Origin of the sequence: Synechococcus sp. BMK-MC-1, assembly GCF_014279955.1 — a bacterium.
Classification (GTDB): Bacteria; Cyanobacteriota; Cyanobacteriia; order PCC-6307; family Cyanobiaceae; genus Synechococcus_C.
Window position 1 is genome coordinate 937869 of record NZ_CP047939.1, and the last position, 15940, is coordinate 953808.

Genomic DNA, 15940 nt, shown 5'->3' on the forward strand with positions numbered 1-15940 from the left:
GCCAGGACGAGCTCGAGGCGATGTATGCCCCTCTGCGCACCGAGCGCAATGGCCTGCGTATTGCCCTGCTGGCCTCGGACCCGGAGCTTTACAGCAACCGCCGTCTTCTGGAGGCCGGCGAGGAACGGGGCCACCGCATGGAGTTCCTCAATGTCAAGCAGTGCTACATGCGCTTGGATCCACAGAATCCTGAGATGCATTACCGGGGTGGCAATGTGCTGGAGCGCATCGATGCGGTGATTCCGCGGATTCGCCCCAGTGTCACCTTCTACGGCTGTGCGATCACACGACAGTTCGAGGCGATGGGCATCCGCGTGCTCAATGCCGCAGAACCGATCAAGCGCTCTCGCGACAAGCTTCTGGCGTCCCAGTTGTTTGTGCGGCACGGCCTGAACATGCCGGTCACCGGCTTTGCCAGCTCACCTCTCGACACCAAAGACCTGATCAAGATGGTGGGTGGTGCCCCGTTGATCCTCAAGTTGCTGGAGGGAGCTCAGGGGCGTGGTGTTGTGTTGGCTGAGACCCAGAAAGCGGCAGAAAGTGTGATCAACGCCATGAAAAGCCTGAACGCCAACCTTCTGGTGCAGGAATTCATCAAGGAAGCAGGTGGAAAAGATCTGCGTTGTTTCGTGATCGGCGGCAAAGTTGTTTCCGCGATTGAACGCACGGCTGCGGTCGGAGATTTTCGCTCCAATATTCATCAAGGTGGGTCGGCCCAGGCCGTGCGTATCCGCCCGGAAGAACGCAAGTTGGCTGTTTCGGCGACCCGTGCCCTCGGGTTGGATGTTGCCGGAGTTGACATCATTCGCTCTGAGCGAGGCCCTCTGCTGTTGGAGGTGAATTCAAGTCCTGACTTGGAGGGCATTGAAACGGCCACAGGCAAGGATCTGGCCGGCTTGATGATTCAAGACATCGAGCGAAAACTGGGCTGGGTCCGCACACGCTTATCGGAACCTCTGGTCGCTTGTTGATCTGGATCCTGCTGGATTCGTCTCGGCCCTTTCTCAAGCAGAGTATCGATGCTCTGTTTTAAAAGCCCTTCGATGCTGGCACTGCTGGTGTTGGTGATTTGGATGAGTTCGATTTCATGGCGTCTATCGCGAAAGGCGTTGTAAGTGGCGGCCAGGGCGAGTCATTGCCATTCCCTTTGTTTATCATCACTGAAGTGTTGATCTGGCTCATCGCTGGCTTCAACCTCAGCCGGGTGTTCAGCAAGAGCCGCAGAACCAGGAACTGAGAGGTCAGGGAGAGCTGTTAGCTGGATCCAGCAAAAAGTCAATGAGGCATGAGAACAGAATGAAAGCCTTGTTCATATCATTCCCCGCATCCGACTATGCCGCCAGCAAACGATTTTATGAAAGGGCGATTGGTCTGCGGTTGCTGAGGGAGTTCGACGGTGAACCGCACAGGTTCACGAACTACGATCTCGGCGGCATGATGTTAAAAGTGTATGAGTGGCAAGAGAAGTACTACGGAGTCGGCCACTCGGGTTTGTTTGTCGAGACAGACGATCTCGACGAAGTGGTGAATCGGATTCGCAGCCTCGGCGGGAAGACCACAGACATCGTTGTGCACGCATGGGGTGGCCGAAGTTGCTCTGTTACCGATCCTTTCGGGAATATCTTTGATCTGATCGATTCGAATCAGAAAGGAAATGCTTAACCAGTTGGATGCACCGTTGTATCCGGAAGAAGCTTGTCTCTCGTTGTGGTGGAGTATGAATCGACGTAAAACCCAGCGGTATTCGAGGGCCAAGCACGCGTGCGCCCGACGCTAATGAGATGAACTTGAGAGTGCTCTCAAGAAAGCCGTTGACCGCTGTATGTTTGCTGCTTGAATCAAAAGATGCCGGTGAAAATATTGCCATTTCTTTTCTGGCAATTCGCTTTGATTCCTAACTGATAGCAACGACTGCCTTAACAAGCTGCCGAGCGCAATGATTGTGTCAAGTCAACATGAGTTGGCTCAACGCAAGAGGCGTTGCGTCAACCCAGTGTCTATACCGCTGCGGATGGACGGGATCTCGGCAGAGGTGAGGCCTACTTGTTAAGGAATGGTTCTTGCGCCCTGTGAAATCTGCTCGAGCAGAGTTTGAAGCAAAGGCTGAAAACCAAGCGCCAGGGTTGCCGACCCTCCTCAGGGGCTGCTCACTGTGATGCGGTTGCCGTACCCGCCGATCTCCTCCAGTTCAAAGGAGTGATGGCCGCTCATCGCCCAGCGCTGCCCGGAGCTGTCGACCATCTCCCGGCGATCGGTCGTGGGCGCACCGACCGGCGTGAAGGTGAAGATCGGCTGCTCGGCGTGGGAGAAGTAAATCGTGAAGCCGTCCTTCGCGGCAGGCTCTGTACGGCAGGTGGACGCAATCTCGTTGAGCGTGCATTGCAGTGGCCACTCAGGCTTGCTGGCCTGCTCCTCGCTCAGTGCCGTGAGGTCTGGATACTTGCCGCGAACGGCCCCTTGGGCGTCGTAGGTCACCACCTTGAGGGTCTTTGACCCATCCAGCGGCTTGGCCAGCTGGATCACGGCCACACCGGTTGGGCAGGGCTCTGGCTGAAGCGAGAGCCTCACGACGGCATAGGCCAGCTCCGTCGGCTCAGTGGGCGCAATCAGCTGATCGGGGAAGCGACCGTTCTCGCCATTGGGCAGGGTCTCAGCGCTGTACTCGCTGTCGCAGACACCATTCAGGTCATTGCCCCATCGCACCCGCTTGGGCTCGACGCTGAGCACATCCAACACGGCGCGCCCAGCGGTGCTGTTGCCTTGCCAGCGCCCCAGGAACACGCTGTTCAAGTCCGGTGTTGGCTCCGGTGCCGCACGGTCGGGCTTGGGCTGACGGCAGGCGCCGAGCAGAACGGCCGCCGCCAGCGGGGCCATCAGTTGGCGGGTGATCCTGTGCATCGCAGCCAAGCCTTGGGCTTTCACAGTCTGATGATTCCCTGATGGCAATGACATCGTGGAACCAGCCCTCCGCTTGATGTCCCTTGGCCAGCCCCGCCGATGCCGACGCCAACCTCAAGCGGGCCCTCGAGCAGCTCAATGAAAACGAAGCGGCGGTGGCCGAGGCGATCAATGAGGCCCGGGCTGAACACTCCCGCAGCGAACCGCCGCTCACCGGCCCGGAGTTGCTCGAACGCATCGATGACCTGGCGGCGCAGCGCTCGCTCGACAGCCAGGACGCCGCGATCCTCTGCCATTGGCCCGATGCCGCCTCGATCGGCCAGGCCTGGTTTGCGCTCAAACACCCCGGCCAGAGCGTGCCCAGCCCGATGCTGGTGCTCGATGCTTACCTGGTGGGGGCGCCGCCGTTTCTGAGCAAGGCTCAGCGGGATCAGGTGAGCGACTGGTACCGCAGCCAGGTGTCGGCCAATCCTGAGTACACCGACGCGGTGACCGGTGCGGCCAAAGCCTTTGTGCTCATCGGAGATCTCAACGCCAGTGCCGCCGGCATGGCCTGGCAGACGATCATTCCCGATCTGCTCGCCAAGGGCCACAACCTGGCGTTCAACGTCACCAAGGAACAGGTGACGGCGGCGGCCGCCCGCTGGATCGTGGCGGTGGCTGATACCTTCACGCCACCCTCGCTCACTGGCCAATGAGGTTGTTGATGCGGAATCCACCCACGCTCGTTGTTGCTCTGGGGCTTGCCGCTGCATGGCTCCCAAGCGCCCTGGCCCAGCAACCGGTGCGTCCGTTGCCCAAGGTTGGCTCCTGTCCGATTGGGTATTACACCTCCAGCAGTTACTGCGTACCCAGCAAAAACGGCAACGTCAGAGGGGCGATTGAAAAAGTCGGCAATGGCTGCCCCATCGGGTTTTACGCATCGGGTAGCTACTGCCTGAGCAGCCCCAGCAACCAACGCCAGGCGATTGAGAAAACGGGCAATGGCTGTCCGATTGGTTGGTTCAGCTCAGGGCGCTATTGCGTTCAAAGCCGCTGAAGCATCCCTGAATGGGGGACGTGGCTAGCAAGAAGGAGTCATCTTCAGACCCATGACGTTCGGCGACCTCCTTCGCATCATCCTGGCCTTCTTCTTGCCGCCGCTGGCGGTGGCCACCCAGGTGGGTCTCACCGGTGCGTTCTGGCTCAATCTGCTCTTCTGGTTGCTCAGCTTCGGAGGGCTGGGGCTGCCATTCATGGCCATCATGTGGCCTGTGGCTGTGATCCACGCGATCTACATCTGCGTGACCCGCAAGTGAGGGCTGGTGGTCCACGCTGATGTTGCGTGCATAAGGTCAAGAAATGGCACGGTTCCCTTCATCAGCATCAAAAGGGCTCGAAGCTGCATCCATGGGATTGATGCACTGCCCCCTCTGTGTTGGCCTGGCCGTTGTTTCGGCCGCTCGCTTCTCGGCCTACGTTGTGATGCTCCTGCAGCTGGAGCTGATGCGCACGGATGGCTCTGAGCATCCGGCCGATCTGCTGGGAACCCTTCTGGAGCTCTGAAGCGCACGTGGTGGAGAGACCCTGGCGATCCTTGCCGGTGTTCGATGAGAAATCGCCCGCGTTTCTCGATGCTGTGGCCGCCTATGGGCATGCGCTGAACGCTCTGAGCCTCCAGCAGCGCAGGGATCTGGCGGTGTTCAAAGCGGCTGAGCTCCTCAATGCGTTGATTCAGATCCGTGAGCGCAGGCAGGCACCTGATCGCCTTGGAGACGCCGTCGCGAAAGCCTCCTTCCAACGCGTGCGCCAAGTGATCCGGGATCGGCGCATCGTGTTGCAGGGGGGCGAGGTGATCGATCTGCGCGATCCTGCGCTCCGAGACCTGATTGATGAAGGCTGCCGCCTGTTCCATGCCGGCCGCAAGGATGCCGAGGTGTATCAACAGGCCCTGGCCCTGTCGACGGCCCAGTGTCTGGCGCTCAACGATCAGCTCGATGAAGGAATCGCCCGCTACGTCGAAGGCAGCGGATTGTCGTTTCCAGACTCCCTGCTGCAGGCGGTGCGCACCGCCTTCATCGAGGCCTATCGAACGGCCTGAATCAGGTCTGCGCCCGGCACAGCCAGAGGCGGATGAACAATCCCTGGTACAGCTGCAGCGGAGAAGGCCAGCCGGCTTGCGCCAGCACCGTTGAGAGCTGGCTTGGATCCATTGAGAACACCACCTTGTTGCGGCTCTCCACGATCGCTTCCACCGTGTCCGGCGGGACGCCGCGATCCAGGAGCCGTTGACGCGCCACGTTGAACACCAGGCGTTGGCTCTCGGGCTCCTCCGCTTCGCTGTAGGCGCTCAACAGCAGAACGCCGCCATCCGCTGTGCACTGCGTCAGTTGCTGCAGCATCACGGTCTGTTCGTCGCTGCCCAGGAGATGAAGCACGTTGTGGCACACCACCAGATCAAAGCGGGCGCCTGACAGCTCGCCCTCGAGGGCTTCGTTCAGGCTCTGCTGCAACAGGCGGCAGCGCGCGCTGCCGGGGTGATCGGCCAGCGTGTGGCGGCATTGCTCCAGCATCTGAGCACTGGGCTCGAGCACGGTGAGCGCAGCATCCGCGCAGGCGTTGAGCAGAGGCAGGAGCTCATCGCCTGGGCCGGGGCCCACCACCAGCACCTGCTGGGCATCGCTGGCCAGGCTCCGCACCGCTGCAGCGGCGATCTCGTGGAGAACGTCGTGGCCGGGAATGGAGTTCTGGATGCTCTGGCGATAGCTGCGTCCGTAGTCGCCGTCGAAATCAAGCGAGGGCATCAAGGCACCGCAATGGAGCAATCCCGATCATCATCGGCAACGGGCGGCTGGAGCGCTGCAGGAACCATCCACCAAGCAACGGTCCACGAAGGGAGAGGTCATGGCCCGGAGCAGGGCGCTGTAGCTGAGCTGGTAGCGCTGTTCATCACCCACAGCCAAACGCTGCCCAGGGCTTTCCACCACCAGGTGGTCGCTGGAGGCGCCCCGGATCACCGTGCCCCGGGGGGGAGTGAGGCCAGCCGGATCCACATCCTGTTCTCCCAACGCCAACAGGGCCCGCTGAACAGGCTGGGACGATCCCTCGCGATGCGGAGCCCTCGGCGATCCCTCGAAGCTGGTGCGGCCGCGTTCGCCCCAGGGTTGGCTGGGCTTGTGTTTGGCTTCAATCACCTCGGCCACCAGGCTGATGGCATCGGTGTGCAGGCCAGGGATCGCCGTGCGATGGAGGGGGTCGCGGCCCAGCAGCAGGGCTTCCCCCAGGCGCAGGTGATTGATCCTGGCTGGATCACCGCCGGCGGCCAGCCAGGGGAGATTGGCGGAATTGCCGCCGGAGCACCAGGGCAAGGTGAGGTGGAAGCGTTGCTCCAGGGCTGTTGTGAGCCGGGAGAGATCGCCCATGTTCTGCGCATCGGGTGCGATGCCGTTCTGGCAGCCCAGGTTGGTGCCGATGCCCATCAGCTGCAGATTGGCCATGGCCAGGATCTGCTGAGCCACCGATTCCAGGTCTGCCGGCAGGATTCCCTCCCGCAGATCGCCGAGTTCCACCATCAGCAGCACCCCGTGGCGTCGACCCTGCTGCTTCGCTGCGGCGGCCAGGGCGTTGAGCACGCCGAGGTCTGTGTTGCAACTGATCGAGGCACTGGCCACCACCCGATCCACCTGGCTGAGCATCGGCGAGCGCACCAACAGCAGCGGCACGGTGATGCCGCTGCGCACCAGGGCTTCGATGGCTTCAATGCGCGATTCACCGATGGAGCCCACACCTGCGCCCAGCCAGGTGTGCACGATTTCAACCATTCCGAGCGTGGCCTTGCTCACGCCGGTCACCGCGATCCCCTTGCCGGCCAGTCGCTTCACCAGGGTTCGGGCGTTGTGATGCAGTTTTTCGAGGTTGATCTCGAGGCGAGGAGCACTCAAAGGGCCAGCGGCTTCCGCACGCCACTGAGTTCTGGGAAGGCGCGCACCACCATGGCCACCAGATTCGCCGCGGGCCGGCTGATGGCATCGGTCACCGGGATGGAGAGTTCAGCCTCATAGAGGGCGATCGCCGCGGTGAGCTGGGCTTCATTCATGCCTTCGTGGTTGATCGTGAGACCGATCACCCGCGTTGGGGCGAAGGACTCGATCAGCCGAATCTCACTGGCTGGCGTGGGGATCGGCGCAAAGGGAAAATCGCTCAGACAACGCCGTGCCGGCGCATGCTGCAGGATCACGGCCTGGGGCTGGCTCCCTCGCAGAATGAAACTGGAGGAGAGGTAGGCGGGATGGCTGAGGGCTCCTTGGCCTTCAATCACGATCACCTGCGGACATTCGGCCTCGTAGGCCGCGACCACGGCTGCCTCAACCTCTCCGGAGCCGAACTGGGAGGGGATCGCATCGAGAGGCACCCCGAATCGGCCCCCCTGGATCAGGCCGGTCTGGCCCGTGCTTACCAACACAGCGCTGATGCCATGGGCCCGCAGGGCCTGAACCAGCAGTGTGGCCGTGGTGCGCTTGCCGATGGCACCGTCCGTGCCGAGCACGGCGATGCGGGCGCAGCGAACACGGCTGATGCTGCCGCTGAACAGCTTGAGATCCTTGAGGGCTGAGGGCCGACGCACGTCGCGGATCGTCACGCCATGGTGCTGGGCCGCGGCCTGGAAGGCGGCCTCATCACCGAGGAATTCGCGCATGCCGCTCACCAGATTGAGCCCGGCGGCCATCGCCGTCAGCAGCATGTGGCGGTCCTCGTCGCTGAACAGCCCGCTGGCTGGCGCCATGCCGTAGATCAGGGTTCCCTTCGACCCTCCCAGCAAGGCCGTGGCCGCTGCTAGGTCGGCCACGATGGGGATGCCGTTGGCGATGCCATCGAGCACGAATCCGGCGTCGAGGCCTGCGCATTGGCTGTCGATCACAGCGCGGATGCTGTATCCGTCGCAGGACCGAACCAGACCGTGGGCCGTTTTGCCATCGAGTCCGGAGAAGTGACCTTCGCAGTAAACAACTGCTGGTGTTGTTCTGTCTGAAATGGCCTCGCTGGTGGCGAGGGTCCGATTGGAGTCTTGAACGGGTTGAGGAATCAAAGGAGCCAGGCCGTGCCTGCTGCGCGCTTCAAAAGCGCAAGCCGGGTGGCGGCACGGAGGTGGCCGCCTGGTGGCGTGGATCGCTTCATCTTAGGTGGGTTTGACCGCTCGGCTTTCTGAATGCACCGGCACCACCGTCATGCCCACGGGTGCCAGAGCGATTAGCGCCAGCTTGATGTGCTGGATCCCGAAGGGAATGCCCACGATGGTGATGAAGCAGGCCAGGGCAGAGCTGAGATGGCCGATCGCCAGCCACCAGCCCGCCACCAGAAACCAAAGCACGTTGCCGATCAGCCCCAGCGCACCAGTGCCCAGATCACCCCGGCCGCTCAGGTCTCTGCGGTTCACGGCTTTCTGACCGAACGGCCATAGGGAGAACCTGCCGACCACAAAGCAGGAGCGCGCCCAGGGCAGCCCAATGATGGTGATTGCGCACAGCAGACCTGCCAGCCACCAGCCCACGGCCATCACGAAGCCGCCGAGCACGACCCAGAGGACGTTGAACAGTGCGCTGATCATGGCTGCATCATCACCTCGTCCTCACGGCTCAGCTTCCCTGTTGATGGGAATCGGGAGCTGGATCCACGACCAGTTGGTAGTCATCGCTGGGAATCCGGATCGGGATCAGCTCATAGGGCACTGCATCCGCTGCTCCATCGGGTTGCCGCCAGGTCTGAATGGCTTGCATCCAGCGGACCAGGAAGATGCGCACACAGAGTTCCGCAAGGGGAATGCCTGGGCAGCCGTGATTGCCGGTGCCCCCAGGGAACCAGGCGCCTTTGGGAAGGCGCTGGGCTGTGCCAGCCACCGGGCAGCGGCTGGTGGCTGGACGGCGCGATGGAACCCAGCGATCCGGCGAAAAGCGATCCGGTTCGGGAAAGATCGAGGCCATCAGGTTGCCAATCCGTGGGTCAACGGTCACCACCATTCCTGCCGGGATGTGGAATCCTGCAATCGAGATGTCCGCGGATGTCAGGCGGAAGCCGCCACCCCCGGGAGGCATCAGCCGCAGCGACTCACGCAGCACTCCCTGCGTGTACGGGAGGTCCCAGGCCTCGAGGGTTCCAGGCCAGTCACGGTGATCCAGATGGTGCTGCCGGGCCTCGTCAAGGATCTCCGCCCGCACGCCTGGTTGCTTTGCGCAGAGGATGAGGCAACAGCTCATCAGCGAGGCCACTTCGATGAAAGCTCCCCAGATCATCAGCACGGTGGCCGTGACGATCCGCTCATCGCTCCAGGGCTCTCCGGTCTCGTCGTGATTGTTGCTGAACACCTTGAATGCCGTTCCGTTCAGCTCGCCCCGGCGATTACGAGCAAGCCGTTGCTGCATGGAGCAACGCAACTGTGCAAGGGCCGCTTCCCCGCGCCGAAAGGACGGAAGCAGGGTGCTGAGACTGAGAAGCGCGTTGTTGTAGGTGATGAAGGCTTCCGCTTCAGATTGCGTGAGTGGTTCGCCGGCAAAGATCTCGGCGAACAGATCCAGGCAGATCCGTTTGCTGTCGAAAGCGATTCTCGTTTCTCCTCTCTGCACCACCTGATCCACGAAGGCGGTGATGCCGCGATTCAACGTCGGCAGGAACGTTTCAAAGGCTGCGTTGTTGAAGAGTGGGGCGTAACCGGCGCGGGTGGATCGATGCCTGGGCCCTTCCTGGTTCAGGGCTCCATCGGGGGTGTGCAGGGCTGTGAAGGCCGCTGGCAGGGCGCTTGCGGAAATGCTGCGCTCCTTCTGCAGGAAGTCCGTGACGGCTTCCGTTCCGCCGACCACAACGGTGGGACGAAAAAAAAGCGTGGTGCTGAACACAGGGCCGAATTGACGGCGACGCTCTGCGATGAACTGATCCGGGTTCTTCAGGTAGGCCAGTGTTTCCCTGAGGCCGATCAGCATCCCTCGGCGGCCGGGAAGCGGTTTCAATGTGCCAGCTGCCGTCATCCCACCCGATTCCGCTGCTTGCAGAGTTAGCAACGTGGGGTGCCGGACGCCGTGCTCGAAGCTGATGCCACATCCTCTCGTTTTTATTACCACTTGGATGACGGGACCGGCTGACGCACGATGCAATCAGAAACGACAAGCCCTGCAGGCATCGCGTCGGGACGGCGGATTCCGACGTTGTCGCAGGCGCCGGTGTTGCAGATGCTGGAAGCGATCCTGCGGCCGATTGCCTACTACCGCCGCTGCTTGAGCGGGACGCTCGGCGTGATGCGGGTGCGGATGTCACCGACGTTGCCGCCGCAGCAGGTGTTGATCAGTGATCCCGCGGTGATCAAGGATCTGATCAATGAAGACGGAGGCCCCTGTGTGACTGCGCCGGGGGCGCTCAACGGCTTGCTGTCCCAGGTGGTTGGCAAGCATTCGATCATTCTTCTGGCTCCGGCTCCCCATCGTCAGCGGCGCAAACTGCTGACGCCGCCGTTTCATGGAGAACGGCTGAAGGCCTACGGGCAGCTGATCGGCTCTCTGGCGGAGCAGTCTCTGCAGGATCTCCAGGTGGGTGAGGTGGTGGATGTCCGCGAGCAGATGCAGGCCATCACCATGCGGGTGATTCTCACGGCTGTCTTCGGGTTTCACGAAGGCGCGGCGTACCGGCAGATTGAGCACTCGCTCGCTGAGGGGATCCGGCTGCGCAGCGGTCCCTTGGGATCGCTGCTTCTGTTCTTTCCCTTTCTGCGCCGCGATCTCGGCCCTTGGAGTCCAGGCGGACGGATCAAGGCCGCTGATGCCACCATCCGGCGGCTGTTGCTGAAGCAGATCGCATCACGGCGCCAGGCGCAGAAGCAGCGCCATGGGCATGAGCGGGAGGCTGACATTCTCAGCCTCCTGTTGGCCTGCACTGACGAGCAAGGCCGGGGACTGAGCGACGATGAGCTCCACGACGAATTGCTGACGCTGCTGTTCGCCGGCCATGAGACCACGGCCACCGCACTGACCTGGGCGCTCTACTGGATCCATCGTGATCCTTCGGTGTGTCAACGACTGCTCGATGAGCTGGCGACCTTGCCCGAGCCGTTGGATCCGGAAGCGATCGCAAAGCTGCCTTATCTATCGGCCGTGGTCAACGAAGTGCTGCGCATTCATCCGGTGGCGATGCTGATGTTTCCGCGTCGCATTGACGCAGCCGTCAGCCTTGGAGGGTTTGCTTTCGAGCCTGGCGATGTGGCGCTGGGCTGCATTCAGGCCGTGCATGAGCGTTCTGATCTGTATCCCGAGCCGGATCAGTTCAGGCCCGATCGTTTTCTCGAGCGCACCTTCGGATCCTATGAATTCATCCCCTTTGGCGGTGGCTCCAGGCGCTGTATCGGCGCTGCCTTGGCCCTCTACGAGCTGAAGCTGATTCTGACCGTCCTGTTCAAGGGAGCCCAGTTCCGACTCACTACAGCCAGCGATCGACCGAACCCACCCCGACGTCGCGGTTTCACCCTCGGTCCCTCCATTCCTGTGCAGCTTGAGGTTGTCTCAAAGCAACGATGAACAGGCTCATCAACATCCTGCACCGGGGCGTGTTCGCACAGCTGGGGTGGGTGCCCTTACCGGGCGACACCTGCCAACGTCTCTGTTGACTCTTCAATGATGGATCCTGAAAGCCGTTCTCTGATTCGCATCGAGCGCCTCACCGATAGCGTGTACGGACTCTGTTTTCTGTTGATTCTGTTTCAGATTGATCGCCCTGATCCGAGTGATTTGTTGAATGCTCAGGCACTTAATCGCTACCTCAGTGATCAATTGCCGTCGCTTGGGATTTACATCACCACGTTTGTTTTGGTGGGCTTTTATTGGCAGTCTCATCTGTCGATGGCGAGTCGCTTCAAACGCTCGGATGCAACGCACCGATGGTTGCAATTGGGGAGTCTGATGGGTGTGGCTCTGCTCCCCTTCGTGAATGACCTTCTGGAATTGATGCCCTTGCAGGCCACGATTCAAATCGCTTACAGCCTCGTTCTGGTGCAGATCGGTTTCTTCGATCTTCTGACGCTTCTGCATGGATGGCGTCGACCCGAACTTCTGGTTGACCCCCCGCAAGCGCAACACCGATGGCATCAGCTGTGTGAAACAGCCCTCGAGCCTGGGGTCTGTCTGTTGAGCATCGGAGTGGCCATCGTCTTGACTCCGGCCTGGTGGGAATGGTCGTTCCTGATGCTTCTTCCTGGATACGCGCTGCTCTGGTGGGCGGACCGTTAGATCCGTGCGATCAGCGTCGCGCCGATGCATGCGGTTGGCCCTGGGCTGATGCGGGCACGAGGGTCTGCAGCCTGGCTTCCAGGGTCTGCCGCAGCCGTTGGCTGACGAGCGCGCAGAGGTCATCCACCAGTGGGTCATCGGCGTGAAAGATCAGCCGTTGCCCCTGGCGTTCGCTGCGCACCAGCCGGGCCTGGCTCAACTGGCTGAGCTGCCGGCTGATGTGCGACTGGGAAAAGCCGGTGCGCTCCATCAGCGTCTGCACGTCGCTGGGTGAGTCGCGCAGTTCGCAGAGCAGCTGCAGACGGGCCGGCTCACTCAGCAGCCGGAAGAAGCGGCTGATTTCGGCGAGTTGCTCAGCTCCTGGTTTGGCCTCAGCCATGGCGGTGCGGCATCTGCACTGATTATGGCGTTATGTAGTTATGCGTGTAAAGTCATAAATGAAGTTGGAGGGTCTGATGGCTGAGTCTTTGGCCAAGCTCGCCGCCGGGGTTGGATCCCTGTTGTTTCGCCAGCTCCAGGATGCCGACACCGGCACCTTCACCTATCTGCTAGCGGATCCAGCGACCGCCGAGGCGGTGCTGATCGATCCGGTGTTTGAGCGCCAGCACCGTGATCTGGCCTTGATCCGAGAGCTGGGTCTTCAGCTGGTGGCCTCGCTCGATACCCACGTGCACGCCGATCACGTCACCGCCAGCTGGTGCCTCCATGCCGCTAGCGGCTGTGCCATCGGCTTGTCGGCCACTGCCGGGGCTGACTTCGTCACCCGGCCGCTCGCCCATGGCGACCGCATCCCTTTCGGCACCCGTTCACTGCTGGTGCGGGCGACACCGGGGCATACCGATGGCTGCCTCACCTATGTGCTCGACGACGCCTCGATGGCCTTCACCGGTGATGCCCTGCTGATCCGCGGCTGCGGCCGCTGCGATTTTCAGCAGGGCAGTGCCCGCAAGCTCTGGCAATCGATCCAGGGCCAGATCCTCACCCTGCCGGACACCTGCCTGCTCTATCCCGGCCACGACTACAGCGGCCGTTCCGTCACCAGCGTGGCGGAGGAGCGTCGCTTCAACCCGCGCTTCGGCGGGGCCGCACGCGAGCAGGACTTCGTGCTGCACATGGACCATCTGCGCTTGCCCCACCCTCACCGGATCGATGAAGCGGTGCCAGGCAACCTGCGCAGTGGTCGCCCCCAGCAGACGAGCGAGCCCCAGGAGCCCTGGGCTCCGCTGCAGCGCACCTATGCCGGCCTCGATGAAGTCCTCCCCGACTGGGTGAGTGCCCATCGCGATCAGGTCACCCTGCTCGATGTGCGCTCCCTCGAGGAATGGCAGGGCCCTGATGGCCGGGTGCCGGGAAGCCTTCACCTGCCGCTCTCGGAGCTCAGTGAGCGCCAGGCGGAGTTGCCTCGGGATCGCCCGCTGGTGGTGGTCTGTTACGCCGGCAGTCGTTCGGCGCTCGCCACCCAGCAGCTGCAGCGCAACGGCTGGTCACGCGTCGCCAATCTGCACGGCGGCCTGCATCGCTGGGCGGATGAGGGCTATCCGCTCGCGTGCCCTTGAGCCCCCATGTCTCTCTTCTCTCTTTGTTTCTGTGATGTCTGAACGTTTGTCTCCCCTTGCTCTGCATGCCCGTCTGGCGTCCGTGACGGTGGTGGATGTGCGTCAGCCGATGGAGGTGGCCGGCGGCCGCATCCCTGGCAGCCGTTGCATTGCCCTCGACAGAATCGAGCGCGCAGAGGTGCCGGAGGGTGATCTGGTGCTGGTGTGCCACAGCGGCAATCGCAGCGCCCAGGCGGCAACGCTGGTGGAGCGGCGCTGGCCAGGCCGCAAGGTGATGGATCTCGAGGGTGGCCTGGAGGCTTGGCAGCAGGCGGGCTTGCCTGTGGAGCGTCAGGCCCGTGCTCCCTTGCCGCTGATGCGCCAGGTGCAGATCGCGGCCGGCAGTCTGGTGCTGTTGGGGTTGATCGGCAGCCAGGTCCTGTCCCCTGCCTGGATCGCATTGAGCTGGTTTGTGGGCGCGGGATTGGTGTTCGCCGGCGTCAGCGGCTTCTGCGGGATGGCTCGGCTGCTGGCGGTGATGCCCTGGAACCGGGTGCGGCTTTGAGTGTGCTGTTGCTTCTCGGCGGCGGTGTTCTGATCGGCGCCCTGCTGGCCTTGCTCGGTGCCGGCGGCTCGATTCTGCTGCTGCCGTTGTTGGTGACGGGTCTGGCCTTGCCGCTGCGCGAGGCCGTGCCGCTGTCGCTGCTGGTGGTGCTGCTGCTGGCCCTGGCCAATCTGATCTCGGCCTTGCGGCAGCGGCGGGTGGCCTGGCGGCCGGCCCTGTGGCTGGGCATTCCCGCTCTGGCCGGGAGCTGGGTGGGTGCGGGCTGGGTGCGCAGCGGTGTGATCGCCACTTCCATGCAGCTGATGTTGTTTGCCTTGGCGGCCCTGGCCGCGGCCTGGTTGATGCTGCGGCAGTCCCAGGCGCAGGCGTCTGCGCGTCAAGGGGAGGGCCGGATTCAGCTGCTGGTTCAGGGTTTGGGGGTGGGCCTGCTCACGGGAATCGCCGGAGTGGGTGGGGGCTTCGCCATTGTTCCCGCCCTGGTGCTGCTGGCCCGCCTGCCCATGACCCAGGCCTCCGGCACCAGCCTGTTGGTGATCTGCGCCAGTTCCCTGATGGCCCTGGTCCGCCATGGCCATTGGCCAGCAGCCAGTCTGCCCCTGTTGCTGCCCTTGCTCCTCGGTGGTGGCATCGGCATCCTCCTCGGCCAGCGTTGGGTGTCCCGCGTGTCTGAGCGCAGGCTGCGCCAGGGGTTTGCCGCCCTGCTGCTGGTGTCAGCCATCAGCACCGGTCTGGAAGCCCTGCAACCGCAGAGGCCCTCAACCGAGGCGGGCTTGCGCATTTCGACACGTTGGCCTGAAGCCTGATGACAGCGGGGTTGTTGATGCTGTAGCTGTAAAGACGGTGTGCAGCGCAACGCGCATGGTGGCGACTCCCTTGGCATCCGTGCCAGCAGAAGAAACCCTGATCAATGCCCTCCGCGGCTGCCGCGATCAGCAGGAACTCAAAGACCTCGAACAACGGCTCGCTTCGGTGGAGGGTGCCCCGCCCCTGTTCGACTGGATCTGCGATCTGCTGGTGAAGCGCCGCCTGTCCAGCATCCTTGCCGCGAAGCTGCTCCGGCAACTGCATCAGTCTTGAGATGCCTTGGCGTTGCCGTCTGCGGTTTGTGTGCGCCCTGTTGTTGGCGTCGATCCTCGCCTCCCCCCTGCCAGTGCGAGCTGAGGCCGAGGGCCCGCTGATCACGGTGGTGCGCTCGGCCAGTTGTGAGTGCTGCCGGCAGTGGGAACGGCATCTCGAAGCAGCGGGCTTTCGCATCAACGATCAGATCAGCGACAGCATCGATCCCACCCAGGCTTACTGCCACACCGCCAGCGTTGCGGGCTACAGGATCGACGGCCATGTGCCAGCGGCGTCGGTGCAGCGACTGCTCGCCGAACGACCTGACATCCGCGGCCTGGGCGTGCCGGGCATGCCGATCGGCTCTCCCGGGATGGAGATGGAAGGGGTCGAAGCGGATCCCTACGTGGTGGTGGCTATCGCCCACGACGGCAGCACCCGGGTGCTGGAGCGTTATTAACGGGTCAGGTTGCCCAGGCAAAACCCCCGCAAGTCCCTGTTGGTGGGAGACCTGCGGGGGTTGCAATCAGCATTGGGCTGATTTGTGGAGGCCGTCGTCCCAAGGCGGGACAGGCGGCCTAACGCGCTCGTTTGTGCATCACGACCTTGCGATTTTCAGTGTTGCCATACGGTTGTTCAACCTCCAG

General features: G+C 62.6%; 22 protein-coding genes. 15 read left to right on the top strand and 7 right to left on the bottom strand.

Features of this window, described 5'->3' with window-relative positions:
- Positions 1–53: 53 nt before the first annotated feature.
- The 3 genes from rimK (at position 54) to SynBMKMC1_RS05225 (ending at position 1662) form a co-directional block, all read left to right on the top strand.
- Entirely contained in the window at positions 54–971 is a 918-nt protein-coding gene (gene rimK, locus SynBMKMC1_RS05215) for a 30S ribosomal protein S6--L-glutamate ligase (protein ID WP_222930392.1), read from the top strand.
- 98 nt (positions 972–1069) lie between these two features.
- Positions 1070–1237: a hypothetical protein gene (locus SynBMKMC1_RS05220; protein WP_186472949.1), complete on the top strand. Its 168-nt coding sequence runs from the start codon at positions 1070–1072 to the stop codon at positions 1235–1237.
- Between the two features lie 59 nt (positions 1238–1296).
- Positions 1297–1662, top strand: a complete 366-nt coding sequence (locus tag SynBMKMC1_RS05225; RefSeq protein ID WP_186472950.1) for a VOC family protein — start codon at positions 1297–1299, stop codon at positions 1660–1662.
- A 474-nt stretch (positions 1663–2136) separates the two neighbouring features.
- Here SynBMKMC1_RS05225 and SynBMKMC1_RS05230 read toward each other — a convergent pair whose 3' ends face one another.
- Complete coding sequence (locus tag SynBMKMC1_RS05230) at positions 2137–2898, bottom strand: hypothetical protein (protein WP_186472951.1); 762 nt, start codon at positions 2896–2898, stop codon at positions 2137–2139.
- A gap of 83 nt (positions 2899–2981) precedes the next feature.
- Here SynBMKMC1_RS05230 and SynBMKMC1_RS05235 point away from each other — a divergent pair, with 83 nt between their 5' ends.
- Genes SynBMKMC1_RS05235 through SynBMKMC1_RS05255 form a run of 5 tightly spaced genes read left to right on the top strand, consistent with a single transcriptional unit; the run spans position 2982 to position 4978 of the window.
- The gene (locus SynBMKMC1_RS05235; protein ID WP_186472952.1) at positions 2982–3596 is read left to right on the top strand and encodes a hypothetical protein; all 615 of its coding nucleotides are present in this window, start codon (positions 2982–2984) and stop codon (positions 3594–3596) included.
- A gap of 8 nt (positions 3597–3604) precedes the next feature.
- Complete coding sequence (locus SynBMKMC1_RS05240) at positions 3605–3937, top strand: hypothetical protein (protein WP_255442396.1); 333 nt, start codon at positions 3605–3607, stop codon at positions 3935–3937.
- Positions 3938–3989: 52 nt separating this feature from the next.
- Complete coding sequence (locus SynBMKMC1_RS05245) at positions 3990–4196, top strand: YqaE/Pmp3 family membrane protein (protein ID WP_186472954.1); 207 nt, start codon at positions 3990–3992, stop codon at positions 4194–4196.
- A gap of 43 nt (positions 4197–4239) precedes the next feature.
- Positions 4240–4443 carry a hypothetical protein gene (locus SynBMKMC1_RS05250; RefSeq protein WP_186473509.1) on the top strand — a complete coding sequence of 68 codons (204 nt, stop codon included), beginning with the start codon at positions 4240–4242 and terminating at the stop codon, positions 4441–4443.
- Positions 4394–4978, top strand: coding sequence for a hypothetical protein (locus SynBMKMC1_RS05255; RefSeq protein WP_255486329.1), 585 nt, complete (start codon positions 4394–4396; stop codon positions 4976–4978). The genes SynBMKMC1_RS05250 and SynBMKMC1_RS05255 overlap by 50 nt, the downstream gene beginning before the upstream one ends.
- Position 4979: 1 nt before the next feature.
- Here SynBMKMC1_RS05255 and SynBMKMC1_RS05260 read toward each other — a convergent pair whose 3' ends face one another.
- From SynBMKMC1_RS05260 to SynBMKMC1_RS05280, 5 genes are all read right to left on the bottom strand, one after another.
- Positions 4980–5681: a bifunctional 2-polyprenyl-6-hydroxyphenol methylase/3-demethylubiquinol 3-O-methyltransferase UbiG gene (locus SynBMKMC1_RS05260; RefSeq protein ID WP_186472955.1), complete on the bottom strand. Its 702-nt coding sequence runs from the start codon at positions 5679–5681 to the stop codon at positions 4980–4982.
- Between the two features lie 30 nt (positions 5682–5711).
- Positions 5712–6818 carry an alanine/ornithine racemase family PLP-dependent enzyme gene (locus SynBMKMC1_RS05265; RefSeq protein ID WP_186472956.1) on the bottom strand — a complete coding sequence of 369 codons (1107 nt, stop codon included), beginning with the start codon at positions 6816–6818 and terminating at the stop codon, positions 5712–5714.
- The gene (locus SynBMKMC1_RS05270) at positions 6815–7963 is read right to left on the bottom strand and encodes a DUF1611 domain-containing protein (RefSeq protein WP_186472957.1); all 1149 of its coding nucleotides are present in this window, start codon (positions 7961–7963) and stop codon (positions 6815–6817) included. Before SynBMKMC1_RS05270 ends, SynBMKMC1_RS05265 begins: the two co-directional genes overlap by 4 nt.
- A gap of 90 nt (positions 7964–8053) precedes the next feature.
- Positions 8054–8482 (bottom strand): YccF domain-containing protein, encoded by a 429-nt coding sequence (locus SynBMKMC1_RS05275; RefSeq protein WP_186472958.1) that lies wholly within the window; start codon positions 8480–8482, stop codon positions 8054–8056.
- A gap of 28 nt (positions 8483–8510) precedes the next feature.
- The gene (locus tag SynBMKMC1_RS05280; protein WP_186472959.1) at positions 8511–9893 is read right to left on the bottom strand and encodes a cytochrome P450; all 1383 of its coding nucleotides are present in this window, start codon (positions 9891–9893) and stop codon (positions 8511–8513) included.
- A gap of 120 nt (positions 9894–10013) precedes the next feature.
- Here SynBMKMC1_RS05280 and SynBMKMC1_RS05285 point away from each other — a divergent pair, with 120 nt between their 5' ends.
- The gene (locus SynBMKMC1_RS05285; RefSeq protein WP_186472960.1) at positions 10014–11429 is read left to right on the top strand and encodes a cytochrome P450; all 1416 of its coding nucleotides are present in this window, start codon (positions 10014–10016) and stop codon (positions 11427–11429) included.
- A 99-nt stretch (positions 11430–11528) separates the two neighbouring features.
- On the top strand, positions 11529–12137 hold the full coding sequence (locus tag SynBMKMC1_RS05290; protein ID WP_186472961.1) for a TMEM175 family protein: 609 nt from the start codon (positions 11529–11531) through the stop codon (positions 12135–12137).
- A 10-nt stretch (positions 12138–12147) separates the two neighbouring features.
- Here SynBMKMC1_RS05290 and SynBMKMC1_RS05295 read toward each other — a convergent pair whose 3' ends face one another.
- Positions 12148–12516 (bottom strand): metalloregulator ArsR/SmtB family transcription factor, encoded by a 369-nt coding sequence (locus tag SynBMKMC1_RS05295; RefSeq protein ID WP_186472962.1) that lies wholly within the window; start codon positions 12514–12516, stop codon positions 12148–12150.
- A gap of 76 nt (positions 12517–12592) precedes the next feature.
- On the opposite strand from SynBMKMC1_RS05295, the gene SynBMKMC1_RS05300 reads away from it, so the two are divergent.
- From SynBMKMC1_RS05300 to SynBMKMC1_RS05320, 5 genes are read left to right on the top strand one after another with little or no spacing between them, the layout of a single operon-like run.
- Positions 12593–13693, top strand: a complete 1101-nt coding sequence (locus SynBMKMC1_RS05300; RefSeq protein WP_186472963.1) for a rhodanese-like domain-containing protein — start codon at positions 12593–12595, stop codon at positions 13691–13693.
- Between the two features lie 34 nt (positions 13694–13727).
- On the top strand, positions 13728–14237 hold the full coding sequence (locus SynBMKMC1_RS05305; RefSeq protein ID WP_186472964.1) for a rhodanese-like domain-containing protein: 510 nt from the start codon (positions 13728–13730) through the stop codon (positions 14235–14237).
- A gap of 2 nt (positions 14238–14239) precedes the next feature.
- Positions 14240–15040 carry a sulfite exporter TauE/SafE family protein gene (locus tag SynBMKMC1_RS05310; protein WP_370593950.1) on the top strand — a complete coding sequence of 267 codons (801 nt, stop codon included), beginning with the start codon at positions 14240–14242 and terminating at the stop codon, positions 15038–15040.
- A gap of 55 nt (positions 15041–15095) precedes the next feature.
- Positions 15096–15314, top strand: coding sequence for a hypothetical protein (locus SynBMKMC1_RS05315; RefSeq protein ID WP_186472966.1), 219 nt, complete (start codon positions 15096–15098; stop codon positions 15312–15314).
- 1 nt (position 15315) lies between these two features.
- Complete coding sequence (locus SynBMKMC1_RS05320; protein WP_186472967.1) at positions 15316–15753, top strand: DUF411 domain-containing protein; 438 nt, start codon at positions 15316–15318, stop codon at positions 15751–15753.
- The last annotated feature ends 187 nt before the right edge of the window (positions 15754–15940 follow it).